This window comes from Corynebacterium sp. HMSC056F09 (genome assembly GCF_001815785.1).
Taxonomy (GTDB): domain Bacteria; phylum Actinomycetota; class Actinomycetes; order Mycobacteriales; family Mycobacteriaceae; genus Corynebacterium; species Corynebacterium hiratae.
Genome location: NZ_KV821975.1, coordinates 15,671 through 38,468 on the forward strand (window position 1 = coordinate 15,671; position 22,798 = coordinate 38,468).

The following is a 22,798-nucleotide window of genomic DNA, read 5'->3' on the forward strand; positions in this document are numbered from 1 at the left end:
ACCCCGCTCGGTGAACAAGAGCGACGCACGCAGGAGGTGATCTGCGTTACTCTGAAGGGGTCGAATTCAGTTTTCTTCAACAAAAGGAGATGGCTCTCACCATGCGTATTGCTGTACCCAAAGAAATCATGAACAACGAAAACCGCGTCGCCCTTACTCCTAGTGCCGCGGACATCTTGATCAAGGACGGTCACGAGGTCCTGGTGGAAACAGCGGCCGGGGAAGGCGCCTCATTCCCGGACTCCGACTATGAAGCCGTCGGCGCGACCATTGTCCCTTCCGCTGCGGAGGCCTGGGCGGCGGATATGGTGGTCAAGGTCAAGGAGCCTCTCGAATCCGAGTACGGCTACCTGCGCGAAGACCTCCTGCTGTTTACTTACCTGCACCTGGCTGCGGATCGCCCGCTGACGGAAGCGCTCATGAAGGCCGGTACGACGGCCGTGGCCTATGAAACTGTGACCGATTCCCGTGGCACGCTGCCGCTGCTGACACCGATGTCCCAGGTGGCTGGCCGCCTGGCGGTTACTGAGGGCGCGCACCACCTGCTGTCTACTGAGGGCGGGCGCGGATTGCTGGTAGCCGGTGTGCCGGGCACGCGCCCGGCCCGCGTTGTCGTCATCGGTGGTGGCCAGGTGGGAGCTTCGGCGGTGGCGATGGCGCAAGGATTGCGCGCGGAGGTAACCGTGCTGGACCTTGACCCGCACGTGCTGCAGCGCTTCGACGAGCAGTACCATGGAAACGTGCGCACGATTGTCTCGGACCCCGCGGCGCTGGAGTCCGAGCTGCTGGAGGCAGATCTGGTCATCGGTGCAGTCCTGGTTCCGGGCGCGGCGGCCCCGAAGCTGGTGCGCGAAGACGTGGTCCAGCGGATGAAGAAGGGGGCAGTGCTTGTCGACGTCGCCATTGACCAAGGCGGTTGCTTCGAAAACTCCCGCAAGACGTCCCACGACGATCCCACCTTCAAGGTGCACGACACCATCTTCTATTGCGTGGCCAATATGCCCGGCGCGGTGGCGAACACCTCTGCCCGTGCGCTGGGTTCTGCCACTCTGCCCTACATTCGCGCAGTGGCTGCCGACGGCTTCGACGGTGCTGTGGAGCGCTTCTCGGGATTGGCCGATGGGCTTATGACCCGCGGGGGAGAACTGGTCTCCCAGCCGGTGAAGGAGGCCTTCGGGCTTTAAGGGGCGCGGTTGATGAGCATCGCCGCGACTCGCTCCATGTGGTCCCAGATCATGGCGCGGTAAGCGGGCGGGATGGTGTCCTCGTCGATCTGCGCCAGGGAGTTGCCCATGAGTTCGAGCCAGCGATCATGGGCAGCTATGTCGATGGGGTAGGGCGCATGCCGCATGCGCAGGCGCGGGTGGCCGCGCTGTTCGGAGAAGAGCTGCGGACCTCCCCAATACTGCACGAGGAACCAGGTCAAGCGTTGCTGTGCGCCTTCCCAGTCTTGCTGGGGGTACATCGGCCCGATGAGATCGTCTTCGCGCACCTGGGCGTAGAAACCACCGACGAGTTTCTCAAAGGTCTCCATTCCGCCAATGGCCTCGTACACGCTCGTTGGCTGCACGTCTAGTCTTCCTTTCGCGTCAGGCCGGGTTCTTCCAGATCAAAGATAGCCATCCCGCGCGGGTAGGGGGTGGTGATCCCCTCTTCGTGCATGGCTGTGAGGATCTTCGCCTGCATCGCGCGCTGCACATCCCATTGCTTGCCTGGCAGCGTCTTGACCGACACACGGTAGGACATGTGGTCGACCTCAAGGCCGGACATGCCGTTGACCGTGGGCGTGGCCAGGATGTAGTCCTTGATTTCGGGATCGCGGGCGGCCTCCTCGGCTGCGGACGTGATGACGTCGACTGCTCGCGTGGGATCGTTGCTCAGCGCAATCGGGACCTGGACGCGGGCCACGGAGTAGCGGTCGGAATGGTTGGCCACCTGCAGGATTTCGCCGTTGCGTACGTACCACAGCGCGCCGTCGATATCGCGGACGGTGGTAATGCGCAGGGAGATGGACTCGACATCACCGAAGACCCCGTTGCCGAGGTCGATGGTGTCACCGATGCCGTACTGGTCCTCCATGAGCATGAAGATGCCGGAGAGGAAGTCCTTGACCAGCGCTTGCGCGCCGAAACCAAGGGCGACACCAACCACACCGGCAGAGGCCACGAGCGGGGCGACGTTGACGCCGAGCTTGTCCAGGATGGCGAGCACGGCCCAGACCCAGACGAAGATGGAGACCGCGGAGCGGCCTACGCCGGCGAGCGTTTGGATGCGGGAGGTGCGCCGTGCCTCTTGTGTTCGCGCGAGAACCTTGTCGGTCTCGCGGTGCACCTTCCGCGGGGAAAGCGGCGAGCTGAGCTTGCCCTTTTTGATGCTGTTATCCGCCAGCTTGCTGATAAGCCGGCGCAGCAGCCAGTTGCCGATGACGGCGACGATGAGGATGAGCGCGATGCCGATGGGTTTGTCGATGAGCCAGGATTGCATGTTCTCGGTCTGCCACCAACGGGTGACCGCGTCGACGGCCCCGTTGGTCTGCTCGGCGGAAGCGCTGAGGTATGCGGTAGGTCTGGTCACGTGTGTCCTTTCTACTGTCGCTCACGACTGACGTCTACCGATGGTAGGGAAGAGAACTGAATATAAAAAGCTCGTCTTTCTCCCAACTGAACAGCTTGGTCTAGACTTGTGCCTCATGACTGACAACCGCACCCTTGGCTTTTCCTCCCGTTCCATCCATGCCGGTTACCAGCCGGATCCTCACATGGGATCCATCAACGTACCGATCTACGCTTCCACCACGTTCCAGCAGGATGGCCTCGCGCAGCTGCGCGGCGGCTATGAGTATGGCCGTGTGGCCAACCCCACCGTTCACTCCCTCGAGAAGACCCTCGCGGCGCTAGAGAACGCTGAATACGCCCGCTGTTTCGCCACGGGCATGGCGGCCGTCGATACCCTCATCCGCATCCTCGTGCGTCCGGGTGACCACGTGATTCTGGGCAACGATGCCTACGGCGGCATGTATCGCTTGCTGCACCACGACTATGGCCAGTGGGGCATCGAGCTGTCCATCGTCAACACCGCCGATACCGCGGCGGTAGAGGCGGCGCTGCAGGAGAACACCAAGCTGATTTGGCTGGAGACCCCGACCAACCCGGCGACAACAATCACGGATATCGCTGCGGTCGCTAAGGCAGTCAAGGCGGCTGGCGACGCCCAGATCGTCGTCGACAACACCTTCGCCACGCCCTACCTGCAGAATCCTTTGGAGCTGGGCGCGGATCACGTGCTGCACTCCACTACGAAGTACCTGGGCGGCCACTCGGATGTGCTGGGCGGCGCGGTCGTGACCAACTCCGCGGAGATGGACGAGCGCCTGCTGTACTTCCAAGGCAATGTCGGTGCGGTGTCCTCGCCTTTCGACGCCTACCTCACCGCCCGTGGCATCAAGACCTTGGAAGTCCGCATGGATCGCCACTGTTCCAATGCGCAGGCCGTGGCTGAGTTCTTGGAATCCCGTCCGGAGGTCAAGCAGGTTCTCTACCCAGGCCTGCCCTCGCACCCGGGCCACGAACTGGCGAAGAAGCAGATGCGTGGCTTCGGCGGCATGATGTCCGTGCGCTTCCACAGCGAGGAGCACGCCCGCCAGATTTGTCTCAACACTAAGCTCATCTCGCTGGCGGAATCCCTCGGCGGCGTGGAGTCCCTCATCGAGCACCCGCAGAACATGACGCATATCTCCGCGGAGGGCTCCGAGCTCGTCCCGCCGACAGACCTCGTGCGCATCTCTGTGGGCATCGAGTCCATCGATGACCTGCTCGCGGACTTGGAGCAGGCCCTCGACGCCCTGGATTAAACCGCCGCGTGATTAGAGGGAAGTGAGCAGGGAGCCGGCCGTGCGGTCGGTCTCCTGCAGCATGAGCGGATCCGTGCCGGGCATGGGGGAGATGGTGGTATCCGGCCACTGCGAATAGGTGGGGATGCCCACGATGTGCAGGCGCGGGTCCTCGGTGCCACCGGGGTTGACCGCGCGGCGGCTCCACGTCGTCTCCGGCGAGCCGGTGGCCTGGCCATGATCGACGAAGGCGCGCACGCGCCCATTGAGGGACACTGCGAGTGGATCGCCGGCGCGGCGGACATCGGGGGAGTGCATCCAGGCGTCGATAAGCCAGGTGGAGGAAGCCTCACCGTGCGCGGTGCGCAGCGTGAACTTCTCGCCGATCTCCAGCTGGGGGCGCTGGCCTAGGAAGGTGACGAGGCCGGCGTCGACAAGCGCGAGCAGCTGACGGGTGCGGAAGAGTGGCGGGCCGGAGCCCACCATCTGCCCGAAGGCCATGAACTCCTTGTAGGTGCTGGTGCGGGACTCCCACGTCATCCGGCCTTCCGAGCCGGCGATGGAGGAAGGCTTGCGCGCGGCCGAGATGGCCCACAGTGCGGACTTCAGCGGGGAATCGGCGGCGGCGACGGCCTCCCGGATATCGCGGGCGAGGCCCTCGGCGATGTACTCGGTGAGCTCGGCGTTCTCAGTGCCATCGAAATCCGCCAGCGGGTGCGCCCAGTGCGCCAGGTCGAGCGGCTCAGTCGATGCGCCGTCGAGCGCGACGCGCAGCTGATCCGCCATGCCCCGAAGATCCGGGGCAGTGAGCTCCGTGGAATCGATCGTGGCGAGGATATCCTCGAGCGGGCGCTGCAGAGCATCCGGTGCCACCCGCGCCTGGTTTTCGTAGTACTCGGCGTAGGCATCGCGCAGGATGTGCGGCAGCAGCTGCGTGCCGAAGTCCAGCTCCACCTTCGGATCGAGCGCGGCGGCTGCGGCACGGAAGCGGGTCAGCTCAGCCTTCGGCGGCAGCGCGTGGTACTCCGACTTCGGGATATAAGGGTAGCCGCGGCCGGAGGAGACGATGAAGTGCGGCTCCTCGCCGTTCGGCTCGTAGCGCAGCCCGGAGCGGGTGGAGGGGTCCTCGACGAACTCGCCGCCGCGGTCGATGGTGAGCAGCGCCATGACGTCAAAGAAGCCCATGCCCAAACCGCGGACCAGGACCTTCTCGCCCGCAGGGACCTCAGACACCGGCTGCTCCACGGGGTTATCCGGGCGCACCCAGTGCAAGCCGGAATCTGCGGCCTCGGCCAGCGCGCGTTCGGATTCGCTCAGCGCGGGTACCTGCCAGCCGTAGGCCAGGACGGTGGCGTCGGCGGTGACGGTAGTGCCGTCGGAAAGCGCAATGACATCGTGGCCCTCGGCCGCGTCGATGGACAGCGCGCGGGCACGGTGCTGGACGACGTCCACGCTCTCCGGCAGCTGCGCCAGTGCCACCTCGAAAACCCACTCCAGGTAGGCGCCGTAAAGCGCGCGGGAAGGGTTGGACTCGGGGCGGGTCTGCGCGAGCTCTTCGGCAAAAGAGGAGGCGAGCCCCTCGCGCGGCGGGTGGGAATCATAAAGCTCCAGCTTGGCGGGGGAGATGGAGGGGCGCTCGCCGCGCAGAAGCTGAATCCACTCGTAGAGGATGGGGCCTTCAAGTACCGGCGCAGTGGTCGTGGAGCCGGGCTCGGTGAATAGCGTGACCGCGCCAGCCAATGTGTTCATGCACAGCGTGCGGGTCTGTTCGGTGTCCCAAATGCGACCAGCGCCCAGCGGGGCATCATCGATGATGTGGAGCCGCAGGGGTGACTGAAGGGGGGTCGCGCGCAGGTGGGCTGCAAGGCGCTCGACCAGCGAGATACCACGCGGGCCGGCCCCGACGATGGCGATGGCGGGCATATAAATCAACCTCAAACTTTTAGACTGTGCTGTCTAGTGGAATAATACCGCTCAGTATGCGTTGTGTTAAATCCAGAGACGCACTGCACACCGACTATCTACTTTCTGAAAGCATTACCGTGAAAACTCTACGCGCACTCGCCGCCACCTTGGCAGCAGCCCTTGCCCTAGCGGGCTGCTCTGCTGCGGACCGGCCGGAAGGGGAGGACAACGTCCTTACCTACCTCGAGCCGCAGTTCTTCCGCACGCTCTACCCGCCGGCCGCGGGCTTCTACCCCAACGGTGGCGTGGTCAACCAGCTGACCGACCGCCTCCTCTACCAAGACCCCGAGACCCTCGAGCTCTCGCCGTGGATCGCCACGGAGATGCCCAAGGTTAACGAGGATGCCACGGAGTACACGTTTACTATCCGCACCGACGTGACCTACTCCGATGGCTCTCCTTTGACTGCCGAGAACGTCGTGGCCAACTTCGATCTCTTCGGGCGCGGTGACAAATCCCGCACGCTGACCAGCTCCGAGCAGATCGCCAACTATGACCGCGGCGAAGTCGTGGACGAGGACACCGTGAAGTTCTACTTCACCCAGCCTTCCCCGGGCTTCCTTCAGGCCACCTCCGCCTATAACGCCGGCCTGCTCTCCGATTCCACGCTGGCCTTGGACAACGAAGGCTTTGGCCCTGGCAACGCGGTCAACGTCATCGGCTCCGGCCCCTTCGTAGTGGAGTCGGAAGAAATCGGCACCGACCTTAAGCTTAAGACCCGCGAGGACTATGACTGGGCCCCGCCGGCGGTCAAGCACCAGGGCCGCGCGGACATCGACGGCGTCCACTATATCCTCGCCGCCGAAGAGTCCGTGCGCACCGGCGCTATCCTCTCCGGCCAGGCCGATATCGCTCGCCAGATCTCCGCCCCGCAGGAGCCGCTGCTTCAGGAACAAGGCATCAACATTATTGCCCGCGGCACGAACTCCATGAACAACCAATTCGCCTTCCGCTTCGACCACCCGCTGCTGCAGGACAAGCGCGTGCGTGAGGCCATCATCCACGGCGTGGACCGCGAGGAGATCCTCCGCGTGCTCTTCTCTGACTCCTACCCGCTCGCCACCTCCTCGGTGGCCAAGACCGGCCTGGCCTACAAGGACCAGTCTTCCGCTTATACCTTCGACCCCGAGGAATCCAAGCGCCTCCTCGACGAGGCCGGCTGGGAGCCCGGCCCCGACGGCATCCGCGTCAAGGACGGCCAGCGACTCGTCCTGCGCACCAACACCGCCTTGCCACAGCCGCGCTCCAAGGAAGTCATGACCATGGTCCAGGACCAGCTGCGCGCCCTGGGCATTGGCATCCAGGTCAACGCCGGCGACCAGGCCACCCAGAACGCCGATGCCAAGGACATCAACAAGGTGCAGATCTACCACTCGATGGTGGGCCGCGCCGACTACGACGTCATCACCTCGCTCTACGGGATCAACAACCGCGATGCCTTCCTCAACCAGGACGCGGAGGGCAATCCCATCGACGAGCACCTGCAGGAGCTTCTCGACGCCGTCCTCGACACCCCCGACAAAGAAGGCCGCATCAAGGCCACGGAAGAGGTCCAGGACTACCTCACCGAGCAGGCCTACGTGCTCCCGCTCTTCGAGGAACCTGTGGTCTACGCCGTGCGACCGGGCATCACTGGCTTTAGCCCGGAATCGGTAGCGCGCCCGTGGTTCTACGAGGTCAGCATCGACGCCGCGCCATCGGATGAGGAGGAAAAATAGATGACAACCCGCCAGATCTTCAGCCGCATTGGGCAGGCTCTCCTCGTGCTGCTCATTACTTACACCGTGGCCTTCCTGCTTCTTTCGGCGCTGCCGTCGGATGCCGTGCAGTCCCGCTTCGGCGATCCCGCCCTGGGCCTATCCCAGGCGGAGATTGAGGCTATTCGGGAGGAGATGGGCGTCGACAAGCCGCTTGTAGTGCAGTACTTCACCTCCCTGGGCGGCTTCCTCACCGGGCACTTTGGTAACTCCACGCAGTCCGGCGCCCCGGTGGCTACGCTGCTTGCCGACGCCCTTCCCCACACCCTCATCCTGGCCATCAGCGCCATCGGCTTGGCACTCATCGTGGCCGTATTCGTCGCCTTCCTTGCCACGCTGCCCGGTCTCGGCGCCATCGGCTCCTTCTTCCGGGGTCTGCCTTCCTTCATGGTCTCGCTGCCCGGCTTCTGGATCGCGATCCTGCTCATCCAGTTCTTTTCCTTCCAGCTGGGCTGGGTGCGCGTTATCGAACCTGGGTCTGTCGAAGGCCTCATCCTGCCGACCTTGACGCTGTCCGTGCCCATGGCCGCACCGCTCATCCAGGTTCTGATTCGCTCCATTGATGAGACGCAGTCGCGGCCCTTCGTCCAGGCGGTGCGCTCTCGTGGTGCCTCGGAGTCCTGGATCTTCTGGCGCACCGTCCTGCGTAATTCGCTGCTGCCTACCTTGACCATGGCGGGCCTGCTCTTTGGTGAGCTCGTCGGCGGTGCCGTGGTGACCGAAACCGTCTTCGGCCGTACCGGCTTGGGCTACATGGTGGCCCAAGCGGTGGCTAACCGCGATACCCCGGTTCTGCTGGCGGTGGTTCTCATCGCCGCAACTTCCTACATCATCATCAACCTCGTGGTGGATCTGCTCTACCCGGTGCTGGATCCGCGCCTGCGCGCCAGCACCCCGAAGCGCCGCGCTGCCGCCACTGAAGAAAGGACGGTGCGCTCATGAGTGTGACGTTCACCAAACCCCTGCGAACCTCGCGCCGCGCTCCCGCGGGGCAGGCCAACCCATGGCTGGCGCCGGGTTCCGTCATCGCCATTATCGTCCTCGCGGTGGCGTTCTTGGCCGCCCTGTTCCCGAGCCTGTTTACCTCGGCTGACCCGTACGCGGGCACCGACGTAGCCCTGTTGGCGCCGGGGGAGTCCGGCCACCTCATGGGAACGGACGCGGTGGGCCGCGACCTGTATGCGCGCATCGTCTACGGTGCCCGCCAGTCGTTGCTCGGCGCGCTGATCGCCGTGGCTGTCGGCCTCGTCGTCGGCACGCTGATCGGTCTTCTCGCCGGCTCCCTGCGAGGAGCGGTGGATAGCGTGCTCATGCGCGTCGTCGACGTGCTGCTGTCCATCCCCGGCATCCTGCTGTCGCTGTCGATCATCATCGTGCTGGGCTTCGGCTCCGTGCAAGCGGCTGTGGCCGTCGGCGCGACCTCGGTCGCGACCTTCGCGCGCCTAGCTCGCTCCCAGGTGATCACCGTGGCCAGCTCGGACTACATCGAGGCCGCATACGGCGCTGGCGCCACCCACGCCACCGTGCTCTTCCGCCACATCCTTCCCAATTCACTCACCCCGGTTATCGCCCTGGCTACCCTGCAGTTCGGTACAGCCATCCTGCAGCTGTCCATCCTCGGCTTCCTGGGCTACGGGGCCCCGCCGCCGACCCCGGAATGGGGCCTCATTATCGCCGAGGGCCGCGACTTCATGGCCACCGCCTGGTGGCTCATCATCCTGCCCGGCATTGCGCTGGTCGCCGTGGTGATGTCCGCCAATCGCCTGTCCCAAAACTTCCCCGTGGAGGCCTAACATGACTGTTATAAAAAATGCAGCGCAGCCCCTGCTCAGCGTGCGGGATCTGAACGTGTCCTATTCCACCGCAGGTGGTGACGTTTCCGCCGTGCAAGGCGTCAACCTCGAGGTTCACCCGGGGCAGATGACCGCCATCGTGGGCGAGTCCGGCTCCGGCAAGACCACCTCCGCCATGGCAGCCATCGGCTTGCTGCCCTCGAATGCCACCATCGATGCCGGAACCATCACCTTCGATGGCCGCGATATCACTTCGCTGCGTCGCCGCGAGTGGCGTGAGCTGCGTGGGCGGCGCATCGGCCTCATCCCGCAGGACCCGAACAACTCCCTCAACCCGGTGCAGACCATCGGCGCCTCGGTGGAGGAGGGGCTGCGCATCCACAAGGTTGGTACTGCGGCCGAGCGCAAGGCTAAGGCGTTGGAGTTGCTGGAGCGCGTCGGCATCGATGACCCTGCGCGCCGCTATCACCAGTACCCGCACGAGCTGTCCGGCGGCATGAAGCAGCGCGTGCTCATCGCCGCCGCCGTGGCGCTGGAGCCCGACCTCATCATCGCCGATGAGCCCACCTCCGCGCTGGATGTCACCGTGCAGAAGATCATCCTCGACCTCCTCGATGACATGCGCGCGGAGCTCGGCATGGGCATCCTCTTCATTACCCACGACCTCGCCGTGGCCGGTGACCGCGCCGACCGCGTCGTGGTCATGGAGTCCGGCCAGCTGCGCGAGGAGGGCCTAGCCGCCACGGTGCTGACGAACCCGCGCCACGACTACACCAAACGCCTGCTTGCCGACGCCCCCTCCCTCACCGTCGCCGACGCCGGCGCCGCAGCTAAGGCCAACGCAATCACTGACCGCGCGGCGGTCGAGCCCCTAGTGCGCGTCGAGGGCCTGACCCAGCGTTTCGGCGACTTCACCGCGGTCGATGACATCTCCTTCACCGTGGCCAAGGGATCCACCCACGCCATCGTGGGCGAGTCCGGCTCCGGCAAGACCACGACTGGGCGCAGCATCGCCATGTTCAACACCCCGACATCGGGCAGCATCACCGTGGGCGGGCGTGACATCGTGGGCCTGCGCGGCAAGGCCTTGCGTGAAGAGCGTAACAACATCCAGCTGGTCTACCAGAACCCCTACGGCTCCCTGGACCCCAAGCAGTCCATCGGCCAGACGGTAGCGGAGCCGCTGAGGAACTTGAAGGGGGCGCGTGCAAGTGCGGCCAAGGAAAAGGCTAAGGAGTTCTTGGACCTGGTGGCGCTGAACCCGGACTACTACGACCGCCGCCCGCGCGAGCTCTCCGGCGGCCAGCGCCAACGCGTGGCCATTGCGCGCGCCATGATCGTGGAACCGGAGCTGGTCATCCTCGACGAGGCAGTATCCGCCCTCGACGTCACCGTGCAGGCCCAGATCCTGCGGCTGCTGGCGCGGCTGCAGGAGGAGCTCGGCCTGACCTACATTTTCATCTCGCACGACCTCGCGGTGGTCAACCAAATCTCCGATACCGTATCGGTGCTCTCGAAGGGCCAGCAGGTGGAGTGCGGGCCTACGGCAGAGGTCTTCAGCAACCCGCAGTCACCGTTTACCCGGAAGCTCATCGAGGCCATCCCCGGCTCGCGCTACCGCGCCGGCGACCTCAACCTGGGCCTGTAGCCTGGGCGAAAACGAAAGGATTAATTCATGGCAGACATCATAAACCTGTTGGCGGGTGTTGAGGGAGACGTGGCTCAGCTGCGCGAGCGCCGGCCCGAAGCAAAGGAGAACGCACAAGCCTCCTTCGCCGCGCTCCTCGAGCCTTCAGCGCCCGGCACGTTTAGCTATGCGGAGCGCTACGCTATCGCGACGTTTGTTGCGGGCGTGTATCAGGCGGCTCCTGCCGTCGCCTTTTATTCTGACCTGCTGGCGGAGGAATCGGAGGAGCTCGCCGCCGAGATAGCCCGCGCTGTAGAGCGCGGCATCACCAGCGGCCCGTACATCGATGGCGGCTTCACGCTTTTCGAGGGCTCACCGCGCCTCGCCGCCGCCCTTGACTTCGCCCACCTTCTGGTCTTCCACCCCAAGGACGCCTCCCCGGCTGCGATTGGTCACCTGCAGGCGGCCGGGTGGTCCAACGATGACATCGTGACGCTGGCGCAGCTGGTCAGCTTCCTATCCTTCCAGCTGCGCGTGGTGTACGGCCTCTCCGTGCTTGCCGGTGCCGCGCAGCCCGCGCCCGTGACTGAGGCGCCGCGCCCCACCCAGACCCCGGAGTGGGTGCCGGGGGAGGGGACGTTGGTGCCGGACGTCGCCAAGCCGCAGGGCTTCGTGGCGCACTCGCTGGGCTGGAAGCCCTGGGTGCCGCCGCAGCCGAAGGAGGAGTTCACGGACGCGCAGCGTGATGCGCTGATTAAGCCCGAGCGCATCGACATGGAGTACTTCCGCCTGCTAGCCCGCGACCCAGCAGCGCTCAAGGCGCGCACGCTCACGGACCTGGACATCTTCTACAACACCGACGGCGGCCTCGGCCGCGCCGAGCGTGAGCTGGCCGCCACGGTAGTCTCGCGCCTCAACGGTTGCGAGTACTGCGCGTCGGTGCACCAGCAGCGCGCGAAGGAGGAGGGCGGTGACGCCGCGGCGATTGACCGCCTGCTCGAGGAAGGCGTAGATGCTGACCTGGGCTCGGCGCAGTGGTCTGCCATCCGCGATGCCGCTCTGGCCCTGACCGAGTCTCCCTTTGCGTTCGACGCCTCCCACGTTGAGCGCCTCGAGGCCGTGGGATTCGATACCCTAGCCATCATCGATGTCATCAACTCCACCGCGTTCTTCAACTGGGCCAACCGCCTGATGCTGACGCTGGGGGAGCCGGATGTACCGAAGCGTTTCCGCTAACGAGAAGGAGGAACAACCATGGTGAAAACTGCCGTTGTAACTGGTGCGACGGGTGGAATGGGCGCGGAGATCATCAAGGATCTTGCCCGGGACCACCGCGTGTATGCCCTGGGCCGGCGCGCCGGGGAGCTGCCGGAGGCGGAGAACATCGTGCCGGTGGAAATCGACTTGCTGTCGCTTCTCGACGGCGCAGCGCTCCCCACCGAACTGGCTTCGCTTGAACGCGTCGACGTGCTCGTGCATGCGGCGGCGCGGGCGGATAAGCGCTCTGTGGAAAGCGCTAGGCCAGAGGATTGGCGCGCGCAGATGGACCTCAACGTGCACGTGCCAGCCGAGCTGACCCGCCAGCTTCTGCCCGCGCTGCGTGCGGCGGAAGGGCTTGTGGTGTTCATTAACTCCGGTGCCGGCATTCACTCCTATGGTGACAACGTCATTTACGCCGCCACGAAGCATGCTTTGTACGCGCTTGCCGACGGCTTGCGCCTCGGCGAGCTCGGCATCCGCGTGTCCACCGTCGCGCCGGGCCCGACGGATACCCCGATGCTGCAGGGCCTGCAGGACTACAACCCGGAGCATGTCATCGCCCCAGTCGAGGTGGCGAAGGCTATCCGCGCCACCGTTGATGCCGGCCCTACCACGCAGCTCACTGAGATCCGCGTGCGCCCACGCATTGAGCTAAACCAGCGCAAGTAGGTGGCGCGTTTTCTCTCAAGATGCGAAAAACCCAGCACACGGTACAGTTATGAGGCGTGTCCACCTCTCAACGCCGCCGCCCCGCCTATTTGGTGATCGCGGATTCGCTGCGGAGCAAGATTGAATCCGGCGAACTGAAGCCGGGTGATCGCTTCCCCACGGAGCGGGAATTGGTTCAGGAATACAAGGTGGCGCGCATGACAGTGCGCCACGCCCTGGACATCGTCCAGATCGAGGGACTTATCGACCGCAAGCGTGGGCGCACCGGCGGCACCTTCGTGCGTGCCACCCCGCCGACGCTGAGCCTGACGAGCGGGCGCAGCGCCCTCGACCAGCTGCGTGAGCATGGCCTTGAGGTTGAGGTGCGGGTGCTGTCGTTGGCGTTGATTGAAACTCCGGGCCATCTTGCCTCCGCCTTCGGGATTGAGGAGGGTGATGCCGTGTGGGAGTGCCGTACGGTGCAGATGACTGAAGGATCGCCCATCATGGTCTCCACGCTTCTTATCCCGCAGGCCTTGGCACCGCACCTCACGGAAGAGGAAATGCAGAAGCCGCTGACTGAACTATTGACGGAGCTTGACCTGGCACCCGTATTTAAGCGGGATTCTCTCGTGGCCGCCACCGCGCGCACGGAGGAGCAGAAAGCCCTGGGCGTTGGACGCAACCAACCGGTCTTGCGCATTACGCGAACCGTCAAAGCAGAGGGCGGCCTCGTAGCCGCTCAGCTGGAGGAGACCCTGCGCCCTGATGCGGTCACGGTGGAAGTTGTCGTCGGCGAGGACCCCACGCCGACCCTCGACTAAACACTATGAGTCTGCGACCCTGCGGGGGCAGCCGTCATTAGGTGTGTCCCTTTGGGGAGGCGTTAAAGCACGCCAACTCGTCAGCCATCTTTCGGTTGGCGGGTTTCGTTCTTTAAGGGCTTAACCCTCAGCGGGAAGCGCGTGAATCGTGCTCAAGGATCGCCGATATGCCCGCGTGCCTTGATGTGGTCTGCGGGTGGCAGTGTTGTCGCTGGTGGTTAGCTGTTTCCTTTCTGCCGTTGCTGCGTGTGGTGGCTGTGGGTGTTAGCTGCTGTCGGGTGGTTCCTCTGGTGGTTGTCCTGCTTGTTCGGTGTTGAGTCTGGCGACTGCTTCCTGGTATTCGGGCATCGCGGTTATCGGTGTTCCCCAGGGTGGGATGAAACTAACCCCGGTATTCAGCCGGTACATGTAGCCGCGCCCGGTGGGTTTTAAAGGGTCATCATCGTTAATACCGTTGTGGTAGGCGCACAGGAAGGTCAGGTTCTTAATGTTGGTGTAGCCGCCTGCTTGCCAGGGGATGAGGTGATGGATTTGGCAGTAATCAGCTGGCTTATTACACCCTGGTCTAGAACACGTGTGGAATTCGGCGTGCAGGGTAAGGCGTTGGTTGAAGTTTGCTCCGCGTTCTAGCCGCCAGGTGTTAATAGGCCCTTCGACAGGGTGGACGATGGTGGCGTAGCCGATTTCGGCAAACTTGTGGGTGAGAAACTCAGCGCCTGTCATGCGCCCACCGTTGGTGAGGTTGAGTTCGATCTCGTCCCCGTCACCGTTGATGATTTGATCCAACTCGTTCAGGGTGACGATGACTTGGGTGCGCACGGAAGGCTTAGTGCCGGCTGTTTCTTGGTTGAAGAAGACGTCGTTGGCGGCTTGAAGCAGGTCGGTGTTGGTGGATTCTAGGACTGCGCGCATGTTGGCAATCGTGGTGGCATCGTCAGTAATGGAAAGGGTGTTGGGGCCTTGTGCGCGGTAGGTGATGCGCACCCCTGGTTTGGCTATGCGTTTGGAACGCAGTTCTTTCAGGCGTGTGGCGGCGACGGTGGGGATGCGGTGTGCGGGTGTGGCGGTAAGTCTGACTCTCAGGTTCCAGGCGTCGAGGGTTTTCTTTACTTTTGAAACGTAGGTTTCAATGAGTGTGAGGGTGCCCAGGCTGTGGCGTTGGGTGAGTGCGGACGCACGGGCTTTGCGTTGTTTGCCGGTAAAGCGGGTGGGGCCGAAGTACACTTGGTGCAGGCCTGCGAGTTCGGTGGCGTCGGCTGGGTCTGCACCGAGCGCGCGAAGCTCATCGGGTGTGCCAGGTATGTTTTCCACCAGCGCAATCCCCAAGTTGCGGAGGCGGAGGTAGGTTTCGATATCCCCCATGGGCACGAAGATTAAAGCAGCACCCGCAGCCTCGCAACCGGAGGAACAAAATCCCTGCTTAGAAGGGATGCGTCACGTGTAGTGGGGAGATTGTGGATCACAGGTCGGGATAAGCGCCAAACACGGGCTCGGAACTGGCATGAGAAAAGCCCCTCAGGGGAGGGGCTAGATGCGTGTGCTAACCGCGGTCGACGGCGCGGTTGCGCAGGGCGCGGGCGAGGCGGTCACGCTGCTCGGTCACGGCGCGGCGCAGGCCACCGGCCAGGTCGCGGGAGAGGAACTCGTCGGCGCGGTCGAGGGTCTCCTGGCTGACATCCCAGCGCGGGAACAAGCCGGTCACCGTGGTCAAGGCAATCTCGTTGGACTGCGCGGACCAGATCTTTTCCGCCACGTCGAAGAACTCTGCACTCGGCAGGAGCTCGTCGGCGCCTACGAACGTCAGGCCCGCCAGCTTCGACTCCAAGTCGCGGTTGCCCAGCTCACCGGCGACAATCTCGTCCCACACCGCGCGCTTGTTGTCCTCGGTGTTTACGGCAGCCAACGCCTTAAGCGAGGCCTGGTAGCCCGTCGCGGTGTTATCGCGTTTGAGTTCCTCCGCCACCGCCGTCATGGCGGCGCCGGCGGCCTCGGGGCCGGTGACGTCGGCAAGCGAGCCATCGGCGATAAGCGCGGTGAGCACCTTCCAGCGCAGGCCCGCATCCGAGGAAGTCTGAAGGAGCTCTTGGAAGAAGGTGCGGGAGGCGTCGTGAAGCTTGATGCCAGCCAGCGCCTGGGTGAAGACGATGGAGCGCTCGGCGTTATCGGAGCGGGCGCCGTCAAGGAGGGCGTCGGCAAGCTGCGTATCCTCCTTTGCCCACTCGGGGTCCGCATAGGTGGACTGGGCCGTTGCGGCCTGGGAGAGGATGCGCTCCAGCACGGCGAGCTCGGTCTCCGCCGCCGCGCCGCGGGCGACAAGCGCCACGAAATCGCGGGCGCGCATGGTACCTGCCCGGGTCATCTCCCAGGCGGTGGACCAGCACAAAGTGCGGGCCATGGGGTCTTCGAACTTGTCGACATTCTCCAATAGGAACTGCAAGGAACCGGCGTCCAGCTCGATGAGGCAGTAGGTCAGGTCATCGTCGTTAGGCAGCACAAAGTCGATGTCCGCCTGCTTGCGGCCAATGAGTTCCGGAATCTCGGTAAAGGCGCCATCGATATCCATCTCGATGCGCTCGGTGCGCACCACCTTCTCTCCTTGCAGGGCGTAGACGCCGACGGCGACGCGGTGGGTGCGCAGAGTATCGCCACGTTGGGTGAGATAGGCCTGTGTGATGGTGCCGGACTCGTCCGTCTCCAACGCCACACCCAGAGTGTTCACTCCCGTGGTCTTCAGCCACTGCTGTGCCCAGAAGGACAGGTCGCGCCCCGAGGCCTCCTCGAGGTGGCGCAGCAAATCCCCGAAAGTAGCGTTGGCCCACTGGTGCTCCTGGAAGTGGCGGCGCACGCCAGCGAAGAAATTCTCGCGGCCCACGTACGCCTGCAACTGCTTCAGCACCGACGCCCCCTTGGCGTAGGTGATGCCGTCGAAGTTCTGCTCCACAGTCTCAATATCGGAGGCATCCGTGGAAATCGGGTGCGTCGTGGGCAGCTGGTCCTGCTGGTAGGCCCAGGCTTTCTCCACGTTGGCAAAGGTCACCCACGCGGTGTCGTACTGGGTCTCCTCCGCCTGGGAAATCGCCGCCGACCAGGTGGCGAAGGACTCGTTGAGCCACAGGTCATCCCACCACTGCATGGTCACGAGGTCACCGAACCACATGTGCGCCAGCTCGTGCAGAATGGTGTCCGCGCGGCGCTCGTACTTGTAGTGCGAGGCTTGCGACGTAAAAACATACTCGTCGCGGATGGTCACGCAGCCGGCGTTCTCCATTGCGCCGGCGTTGAACTCCGGAACGAAAATCTGGTCGTACTTGCCAAAGGGGTAGGCAAAGCCGAAGTTGCGGTGGTAGAAATCAAAACCCTGCTTGGTCTCCGTGAACAGGCGCTCGGCGTCGAGCGAATCCAGCAGCGAGGGGCGGCAATAAATACCCAACGGCACCTCAACGGTTTTAGCAGGCGAGCCCTCCGGGTGCTCCGCCAGCGTGCCCGTCCACGTATCCGTCACGCCCACATACGGGCCCGCACACAGAGCAATCAGGTACGTCGACAGCGGGTAATCCACCGCCGCGCGCACGGTGTTGCCTGAACGCGTGATGGGGGAGTTCGTAATCACTGTCCAGTGCTCCGGAACCTCAAGAGCCAGCGAGTACGTAGCCTTCAGATCCGGCTGGTCAAAGCAGGCGAAGACGCGCTTGGCGTCGGCAGTCTCGAACTGGGTGTAGAGGTAAGCCTCGCCGTCGACCGGGTCGACGAAGCGGTGCAGGCCCTCGCCCGTGCGGGAGTATCGAATCTTCGCCACGACCTTCAGCTCATACTCCGCCACCTGCAAACCCGACAGCGGGATCCCGTACGTCGGGTCATAAGCACTGGTGGGCAGGGGAGCGCCGTTTAGGCGGACCTCGAGAAGCTCGTCACCGCGCAAGTCAATAAACGTAGAACCGGCCTTCTTAACTCGGAACTTCACCACCGTGGTGGAGGTGAAAAACTCTTCCCCAGTGAGGTCGAGGGCGACGTCGTAGTGGCTTACCTCCAGCATGCCGGAGCGCTGCTGGGCTTCCTCGCGGGTGAGGTTAATCGAGGTCATGTAGGTTACTCCTCTTCGTCGGTGATTAAGTCTCTGCACCAGCGTAGTCACACGCCTAGGGTGGGGTGCCACAGACTACACAAGCAAAGGAGATTTACTGTGGCCCAACAAGTAACCTTCTGGTTCGACTGCTCCTGCCCCTTCGCATGGCTGACCTCGCGCTGGATTAAGGAGGTGGAGAAGGTCCGCGATATCGAGGTGACCTTCCAGCCGATGTCCCTCTCCGTGCTCAACAAGGGCCGCGACTTGGACCCGGAGTACATGAAGATGATGGAGGCCAACTGGGGCCCTGCCCGCGTAGCAGCCAAGATTGCCGTGGAGGCCCCGGACAAGGTCGACGCCTTCTACACCGCCATGGGCACCCGCATCCACACGGAGGGCCAGGGCGGCAAGAAGGGTTACGGCGCCTACGACGACATCATCAAGCAGGCGCTTGACGACGTCTCCCTCCCCTCCACCTTCGCCTCCGTGGCCAACACCGAAGAGATGGATGAGAAGCTCACCGAGTTCCACAACCGCGGCATCTCTGAGGTTGGCGATGAGGTCGGCACCCCGGTGGTGAAGTTCGGCGATACCGCTTTCTTCGGCCCGGTCATTACCCGCGTTCCCACCGGCGAGGAAGCCGGCGAGCTTTTCGACGCCTCCGTGCGCCTCGCCAAGTTCCCGTACTTCTTCGAACTCAAGCGCTCCCGCACCGAATCCCCGCAGGTTTAGTGCGTGGGATGGCCCACAGGCCGGTAGGATGTGGGCCATGCGCGTTTATTTAGGAGCAGACCACGCAGGGTTCGAGATGAAAAACATCATCGCCGAGCACCTGAAGAAGCAGGGCCACGACGTCATTGACTGCGGTGCCCACGAGTACGACGCCGAGGATGACTACCCGGCATTTTGCATTGAGGCCGCGCTGCGAACCGTCAACGATCCGGGCTCGCTCGGCATCGTACTGGGCGGTTCCGGCAACGGCGAGCAGATCGCCGCGAATAAGGTGAAGGGCGCGCGCTGCGCCCTGGCGTGGTCCCCGGAGACCGCACGCCTGGCCCGCGAGCACAACAACGCCCAGCTCATCGGTATCGGTGGCCGCATGCACTCCGAGGAGGAGGCACTCGCGATCGTGGATGCCTTCCTGGATCAGGAATGGTCCCGTGCTGAGCGCCACCAGCGCCGCATCGACATTCTTGCTGAGTACGAGCGCACCAACATTCCGCCGGAGCTTCCGGAGGCCTAGTTCATGTCCTTGGGGTGAGTGCCGCCGCGGCCCTCTTCCCCGAGGTCAAGATCAGTAATCGCAGCCATCTCGGATTCATCGAGTTCGAAGCCGAATACATCGAAGTTCTGCGCGATGCGCTCCGGGTTTTCGGACTTCGGGAACACGATGACGCCATTTTGCAGGTGCCAGCGGATGATCACCTGGGCGGGGGAGACGCCATACTTTTCGGCAGGCTCGGTGATTTCCGGCTGCTCGAAAAGGTCCGTCTTACCCTGGCCTAGTGGGCCCCAGGCTTCGATGTGCACCTGGTGGGCGCGGAAGGCATCGAGCTCACGCCAGCGCTGTAGGTAGGGGTGCAGCTCCACCTGGTTGACCACGGGGGTCTCATCAGTCTGGGTTTCTAGCTGGTCCAGGTGCTCGAGTTCGAAGTTGGAAACACCGATGGACTTGGCCTTGCCGGCCTTCTTTAGTTCAATGAGCTGCTTCCATGCCTCGACGTAGTGGCCGTTATCTGGGCAGGGCCAGTGGATGAGGTAGAGGTCCACGTAATCGAGACCTAGCTTCTCCAAAGACTCGTCGAGAGCTGCGGCCGCATCAGTCTGGCGGTCGTTCCACAGCTTCGTGGTGATGAACAGCTCCTCGCGGGGGATGCCGGACTTGGCAATCGCGCGGCCCACACCTTCCTCGTTGCCGTAGATGGCAGCGGTATCGATGTGCCGGTAGCCCACCTTGAGGGCTTCGAGGACCAGTTCCTCGGTCTTGGCGGGGTCGACTTTGAAGACACCGTAGCCGAGCTGGGGGATGGTGTTGCCGTCGTTGAGTTCAATATTGGGTACAGTCATGCGGCCCACTCTACGTAGGGGCGGCGCCTTCTGACAGAAAAGATGCATGGCCAGGCATGATGCGGCGGCAATCCGAGCGGTCATCCCCAGCGGGTGCGAAAACGACTAAAACTGCACCGGCTACCTAAAAGAGGTGCTCAGTGCAGCTTTTCTTGGAGGGAATGACGGGAATCGAACCCGCGTCTTCAGCTTGGAAGGCTGAGGTATTAGCCACTATACGACATTCCCACAACCGGCAATCTTCAACTTTCAAGGCCTTGACTTTGAAAGCCGTTGAATCGGCGTGCCGATTACTTTAGCGCACGTGGTCGCTGAAAGAAAAATGGGAACTAGAACAGGGCCAAGGGCGTTAGTTTGGGTAGGTAGACAATTGCAACAACGCACAATTCGACTCTGAGATGAAAGTGGTGCTTTCGTGAGCTCTTTATTGCTCCTTATCCTTGTCGTCGGTGGCGGCGCATGGTTTCTGTCCTCGCGTAACGGGAAGAAGCAGCAGGAGCTGCGAGAATCCCAACGTTTTGATGACGCGATGGCGGATGCGCGCCGCTGGACTGAGCGTCTCGGCGGTCAGGTGATGAACCTCAGCGGCACGGATACCGCCTCCCAGCAGGCCATGGCGGATGCTTCCGAGCGTTTCACCGCCGCCAATTCGGCAATTTCTCAGGCCACGACAGCGAAGCAGGCGCACCTGGCGCGCGAATCTGCACTGGAGGGGCTCTACTACGTTGCGGCCGCGCGCGAGATTATGGGCATGGATCCGGGCCCGGAGCTGCCACCGCTGGAGGGCCAGCGCCAGGCCGGCAAGGTGACGGAGACCCGTACGGTGGAGGCAAACGGGGAGACGCTGACGGCGTCGCCAAGCGCATCTGCAGAAACCCCCAACTACTACCCGGGCGGTGTCGTGGCTGGACGCCCGGTCCCGGCCGGTTGGTATTCCCGCCCGTGGTGGGCCGATGCGCTGACCACCGGCGTGTGGATGGTGGGCTACTCCATGATGTTTAACGCGATGTTTGCCGGCATGGCGGGAGTGGGCTACTCCGCCGCGGCGGCTGAAAGCGGCGACTGGGGTGGAGACCTCGGCGGCGCTGAAGGCATGGACGGCGGTGCCATGGACGGAGCCGGTGATATGGGCGCTGGCGATGTCGGAGGAGGCGAGGAAGGCGGCTTCTTCGATGGCCTCTTTGGCGGCGACGGGGGTGATGGCGGAATGTTTGATTTCGACTTCGACTTCTAGCGCTAAAGCTGCCCCTGACGTGGGGAAACAAAGTTTAATTGGGGCCGGTGTTGGGATAGTCAAGCAGCTATCGGTACACTAGCCCCAGTATGAAGCGCAGCTGCGTGCGGAACTTCCGGGCGCAGAGGCTTTCCATACGGGGCGTGGCGCAGCTTGGTAGCGCACCTGCTTTGGGAGCAGGGGGTCGCAGGTTCAAATCCTGTCGCCCCGACGTATGGGGGCCTGGACACTCATCCAGGCCCCTTAATTTCATCTTTGAACGATCACAATCAGGAGAGTTTCTCGTGAAGACCACCGTAGACAAGCTGAGCGATACCCGCGTCAAGCTCACCGTCAACGTTCCGTTCGCTGAGCTGGACAAGGAAATCGATCAGGCCTACGCGGCGATCGCGCAGCAGGTTTCCATCCCGGGCTTCCGTAAGGGCAAGGCTCCGCGCCAGCTTATCGACGCCCGCTTTGGTCGTGGCCCCATCCTCGAGCAGGTAGTCAATGACATGTTGCCGTCCCGCTACGAGCAGGCTGTTACCGAAAACGATCTCAAGGTCATTGGTCAGCCGGAGATCGACATTGCCAAGCTGGAGGACAACGATTTTGTCGAGTTCACCGCTGAGGTAGATATCCGCCCCGAGTTTGAGGTACCGGACTTCTCCAAGATCTCCGTTAAGGTGCCGGCGCTGGAGACCTCCGAAGAGGACGTCGACAAGGCGCTTGAGGATCTGGCTTCCCGCTTCGGTGAGCTCAAGGACACCAAGCGCAAGATGAAGACCGGTGACTACGCCATCATCGACATCACCACTGAGGTTGATGGCACCAAGCTCGATGAGGCTTCCCACGAGGGTATGACCTACCGCATCGGTGACGACAACCTGATTAAGGGTCTCGATACCGCACTGCGCGGCATGAAGACCGATGAGGACAACGAGTTCACCACCACCATCCAGTCCGGTGAGCACGAGGGCGACGAGGCCACCGTGAAGGTCCACGTCCAGCAGACCAAGGAGCGCAAGCTGCCGGATCTCGACGACGAGTTCGCACAGATGGCCTCCGAGTTTGACACCATCGACGAGCTGCGCGAGGATACCAAGACCCGCGTCGAGGAGACCAAGAAGTCTGAGCAGGCTGCCGCCATCCGCGATGAGGTCCTGAAGGCCGCTCTGGCAGAGGTTTCCTTCGAGCTGCCGTCCTCCATCGTTGATGAGCAGGTTCACGCTCAGCTGCACCAGGTCATGGGTCAGCTGGCTCACGACGAGAAGGCGCTGGCCCAGCTGCTTGAGGCACAGGGAACGACCCGCGAGGAGTTCGACGCTGATGCTCGCAAGTCCGCTGAGGAATCCGTTCGCACCCAGCTCTTCCTCGACGCCCTGGCTGAGATCGAGGAGCCGGAGGTGTCCCAGCAGGAGCTGACCGACCACATCCTGTTCACCGCGCAGTCTTACGGCATGGACCCGAACCAGTTCATCCAGCAGCTGCAGTCCAGCAACCAGCTGGGCAACCTGTTCTCCGACGTTCGCCGCGGCAAGGCCCTGGCAACGGCTATCTGCCGCGCCGAGGTCACCGACGAGGCCGGCAACAAGGTTGACGTTGACCAGTACTTCGGTGAGATCGAAGAAGAGGACGCTGCTGAAGCTTCCGAGGAGAAGTAATCTCCCGCTTGTAACGCGCTGCTGCCACATGTGTGGTGGCGAGCGCGCATGAAACCCCGGATTCAGGTAACTCAAGGATGAGCCTGAA

19 protein-coding genes and 2 tRNA genes are annotated in these 22,798 nt (G+C 63.3%); 14 read left to right on the forward strand and 7 right to left on the reverse strand.

Annotated elements, in window-relative coordinates:
• Positions 1-101: 101 nt before the first annotated feature.
• Positions 102-1,184: an alanine dehydrogenase gene (ald, locus tag HMPREF3056_RS12040; protein ID WP_049155868.1), complete on the forward strand. Its 1,083-nt coding sequence runs from the start codon at positions 102-104 to the stop codon at positions 1,182-1,184.
• Here the strand turns inward: ald and HMPREF3056_RS12045 are convergent.
• Together HMPREF3056_RS12045 and HMPREF3056_RS12050 are read right to left on the reverse strand one after the other, a co-directional pair.
• The gene (locus HMPREF3056_RS12045; protein WP_049155831.1) at positions 1,181-1,570 is read right to left on the reverse strand and encodes a globin; all 390 of its coding nucleotides are present in this window, start codon (positions 1,568-1,570) and stop codon (positions 1,181-1,183) included. The genes ald and HMPREF3056_RS12045 overlap by 4 nt on opposite strands.
• Before the next feature lie 2 nt (positions 1,571-1,572).
• On the reverse strand, positions 1,573-2,574 hold the full coding sequence (locus tag HMPREF3056_RS12050) for a mechanosensitive ion channel family protein (protein ID WP_070754942.1): 1,002 nt from the start codon (positions 2,572-2,574) through the stop codon (positions 1,573-1,575).
• Between the two features lie 115 nt (positions 2,575-2,689).
• On the opposite strand from HMPREF3056_RS12050, the gene HMPREF3056_RS12055 reads away from it, so the two are divergent.
• The gene (locus HMPREF3056_RS12055; protein ID WP_070754943.1) at positions 2,690-3,850 is read left to right on the forward strand and encodes a cystathionine gamma-synthase; all 1,161 of its coding nucleotides are present in this window, start codon (positions 2,690-2,692) and stop codon (positions 3,848-3,850) included.
• A gap of 12 nt (positions 3,851-3,862) precedes the next feature.
• Here HMPREF3056_RS12055 and HMPREF3056_RS12060 read toward each other — a convergent pair whose 3' ends face one another.
• The gene (locus HMPREF3056_RS12060) at positions 3,863-5,752 is read right to left on the reverse strand and encodes an FAD/NAD(P)-binding protein (protein ID WP_070546585.1); all 1,890 of its coding nucleotides are present in this window, start codon (positions 5,750-5,752) and stop codon (positions 3,863-3,865) included.
• A 56-nt stretch (positions 5,753-5,808) separates the two neighbouring features.
• Between HMPREF3056_RS12060 and HMPREF3056_RS12065 the strand changes: the two genes are divergently transcribed.
• The 7 genes from HMPREF3056_RS12065 to HMPREF3056_RS12095 are packed head-to-tail and all read left to right on the forward strand — an operon-like array spanning position 5,809 to position 13,703.
• Positions 5,809-7,512 (forward strand): TIGR04028 family ABC transporter substrate-binding protein, encoded by a 1,704-nt coding sequence (locus HMPREF3056_RS12065; RefSeq protein WP_141759878.1) that lies wholly within the window; start codon positions 5,809-5,811, stop codon positions 7,510-7,512.
• The gene (locus tag HMPREF3056_RS12070; protein ID WP_070754945.1) at positions 7,513-8,493 is read left to right on the forward strand and encodes an ABC transporter permease; all 981 of its coding nucleotides are present in this window, start codon (positions 7,513-7,515) and stop codon (positions 8,491-8,493) included. It begins immediately after the preceding gene.
• On the forward strand, positions 8,490-9,344 hold the full coding sequence (locus HMPREF3056_RS12075; protein WP_046647321.1) for an ABC transporter permease: 855 nt from the start codon (positions 8,490-8,492) through the stop codon (positions 9,342-9,344). The genes HMPREF3056_RS12070 and HMPREF3056_RS12075 overlap by 4 nt, the downstream gene beginning before the upstream one ends.
• 1 nt (position 9,345) lies before the next feature.
• Positions 9,346-10,992 carry a dipeptide ABC transporter ATP-binding protein gene (locus HMPREF3056_RS12080; protein WP_070754946.1) on the forward strand — a complete coding sequence of 549 codons (1,647 nt, stop codon included), beginning with the start codon at positions 9,346-9,348 and terminating at the stop codon, positions 10,990-10,992.
• A gap of 27 nt (positions 10,993-11,019) precedes the next feature.
• Positions 11,020-12,207, forward strand: coding sequence for an alkylhydroperoxidase domain protein (locus HMPREF3056_RS12085; RefSeq protein WP_070511980.1), 1,188 nt, complete (start codon positions 11,020-11,022; stop codon positions 12,205-12,207).
• 18 nt (positions 12,208-12,225) lie between these two features.
• On the forward strand, positions 12,226-12,900 hold the full coding sequence (locus HMPREF3056_RS12090; protein WP_070511984.1) for an SDR family oxidoreductase: 675 nt from the start codon (positions 12,226-12,228) through the stop codon (positions 12,898-12,900).
• A gap of 56 nt (positions 12,901-12,956) precedes the next feature.
• Entirely contained in the window at positions 12,957-13,703 is a 747-nt protein-coding gene (locus tag HMPREF3056_RS12095) for a GntR family transcriptional regulator (protein WP_070546577.1), read from the forward strand.
• Between the two features lie 264 nt (positions 13,704-13,967).
• Here the strand turns inward: HMPREF3056_RS12095 and HMPREF3056_RS12100 are convergent, their stop codons facing one another.
• Together HMPREF3056_RS12100 and pepN are read right to left on the reverse strand one after the other, a co-directional pair.
• Complete coding sequence (locus tag HMPREF3056_RS12100; RefSeq protein ID WP_070754947.1) at positions 13,968-15,065, reverse strand: HNH endonuclease signature motif containing protein; 1,098 nt, start codon at positions 15,063-15,065, stop codon at positions 13,968-13,970.
• A gap of 178 nt (positions 15,066-15,243) precedes the next feature.
• Positions 15,244-17,784: an aminopeptidase N gene (pepN, locus tag HMPREF3056_RS12105; protein WP_070701691.1), complete on the reverse strand. Its 2,541-nt coding sequence runs from the start codon at positions 17,782-17,784 to the stop codon at positions 15,244-15,246.
• A 99-nt stretch (positions 17,785-17,883) separates the two neighbouring features.
• On the opposite strand from pepN, the gene HMPREF3056_RS12110 reads away from it, so the two are divergent.
• Both HMPREF3056_RS12110 and HMPREF3056_RS12115 read left to right on the forward strand, forming a co-directional pair.
• Positions 17,884-18,498, forward strand: a complete 615-nt coding sequence (locus tag HMPREF3056_RS12110; protein ID WP_070511991.1) for a mycothiol-dependent nitroreductase Rv2466c family protein — start codon at positions 17,884-17,886, stop codon at positions 18,496-18,498.
• A 37-nt stretch (positions 18,499-18,535) separates the two neighbouring features.
• Complete coding sequence (locus tag HMPREF3056_RS12115; RefSeq protein ID WP_046647313.1) at positions 18,536-19,009, forward strand: ribose-5-phosphate isomerase; 474 nt, start codon at positions 18,536-18,538, stop codon at positions 19,007-19,009.
• Here the strand turns inward: HMPREF3056_RS12115 and HMPREF3056_RS12120 are convergent.
• Positions 19,006-19,833 carry an aldo/keto reductase gene (locus HMPREF3056_RS12120; RefSeq protein WP_070517926.1) on the reverse strand — a complete coding sequence of 276 codons (828 nt, stop codon included), beginning with the start codon at positions 19,831-19,833 and terminating at the stop codon, positions 19,006-19,008. The two genes, HMPREF3056_RS12115 and HMPREF3056_RS12120, sit on opposite strands and share 4 nt — an antisense overlap.
• A gap of 153 nt (positions 19,834-19,986) precedes the next feature.
• Positions 19,987-20,061, reverse strand: a tRNA-Gly gene (locus HMPREF3056_RS12125).
• Positions 20,062-20,248: 187 nt separating this feature from the next.
• On the opposite strand from HMPREF3056_RS12125, the gene HMPREF3056_RS12130 reads away from it, so the two are divergent.
• The 3 genes from HMPREF3056_RS12130 to tig all read left to right on the forward strand — a co-directional run bounded on the left by HMPREF3056_RS12130 (position 20,249) and on the right by tig (position 22,710).
• Positions 20,249-21,067: a hypothetical protein gene (locus HMPREF3056_RS12130; RefSeq protein WP_070754948.1), complete on the forward strand. Its 819-nt coding sequence runs from the start codon at positions 20,249-20,251 to the stop codon at positions 21,065-21,067.
• A gap of 137 nt (positions 21,068-21,204) precedes the next feature.
• Positions 21,205-21,278, forward strand: a tRNA-Pro gene (locus HMPREF3056_RS12135).
• A 73-nt stretch (positions 21,279-21,351) separates the two neighbouring features.
• Positions 21,352-22,710 (forward strand): trigger factor, encoded by a 1,359-nt coding sequence (gene tig, locus HMPREF3056_RS12140; RefSeq protein ID WP_070754949.1) that lies wholly within the window; start codon positions 21,352-21,354, stop codon positions 22,708-22,710.
• The last annotated feature ends 88 nt before the right edge of the window (positions 22,711-22,798 follow it).

What these genes read in the sequence shown, in the direction of transcription:
- ald (WP_049155868.1), top strand. Translation starts at nt 102, where the DNA reads ATGCGTATTGCTGTACCCAAAGAAATCATGAACAACGAAAACCGCGTC.
- HMPREF3056_RS12055 (WP_070754943.1), top strand. Translation starts at nt 2,690, where the DNA reads ATGACTGACAACCGCACCCTTGGCTTTTCCTCCCGTTCCATCCATGCC.
- HMPREF3056_RS12060 (WP_070546585.1), bottom strand. Translation starts at nt 5,752, where the DNA reads ATGCCCGCCATCGCCATCGTCGGGGCCGGCCCGCGTGGTATCTCGCTG.
- HMPREF3056_RS12065 (WP_141759878.1), top strand. Translation starts at nt 5,809, where the DNA reads ATGCGTTGTGTTAAATCCAGAGACGCACTGCACACCGACTATCTACTT.
- HMPREF3056_RS12070 (WP_070754945.1), top strand. Translation starts at nt 7,513, where the DNA reads ATGACAACCCGCCAGATCTTCAGCCGCATTGGGCAGGCTCTCCTCGTG.
- HMPREF3056_RS12075 (WP_046647321.1), top strand. Translation starts at nt 8,490, where the DNA reads ATGAGTGTGACGTTCACCAAACCCCTGCGAACCTCGCGCCGCGCTCCC.
- HMPREF3056_RS12080 (WP_070754946.1), top strand. Translation starts at nt 9,346, where the DNA reads ATGACTGTTATAAAAAATGCAGCGCAGCCCCTGCTCAGCGTGCGGGAT.
- HMPREF3056_RS12085 (WP_070511980.1), top strand. Translation starts at nt 11,020, where the DNA reads ATGGCAGACATCATAAACCTGTTGGCGGGTGTTGAGGGAGACGTGGCT.
- HMPREF3056_RS12090 (WP_070511984.1), top strand. Translation starts at nt 12,226, where the DNA reads ATGGTGAAAACTGCCGTTGTAACTGGTGCGACGGGTGGAATGGGCGCG.
- HMPREF3056_RS12100 (WP_070754947.1), bottom strand. Translation starts at nt 15,065, where the DNA reads ATGGGGGATATCGAAACCTACCTCCGCCTCCGCAACTTGGGGATTGCG.
- pepN (WP_070701691.1), bottom strand. Translation starts at nt 17,784, where the DNA reads ATGACCTCGATTAACCTCACCCGCGAGGAAGCCCAGCAGCGCTCCGGC.
- HMPREF3056_RS12115 (WP_046647313.1), top strand. Translation starts at nt 18,536, where the DNA reads ATGCGCGTTTATTTAGGAGCAGACCACGCAGGGTTCGAGATGAAAAAC.
- HMPREF3056_RS12120 (WP_070517926.1), bottom strand. Translation starts at nt 19,833, where the DNA reads ATGACTGTACCCAATATTGAACTCAACGACGGCAACACCATCCCCCAG.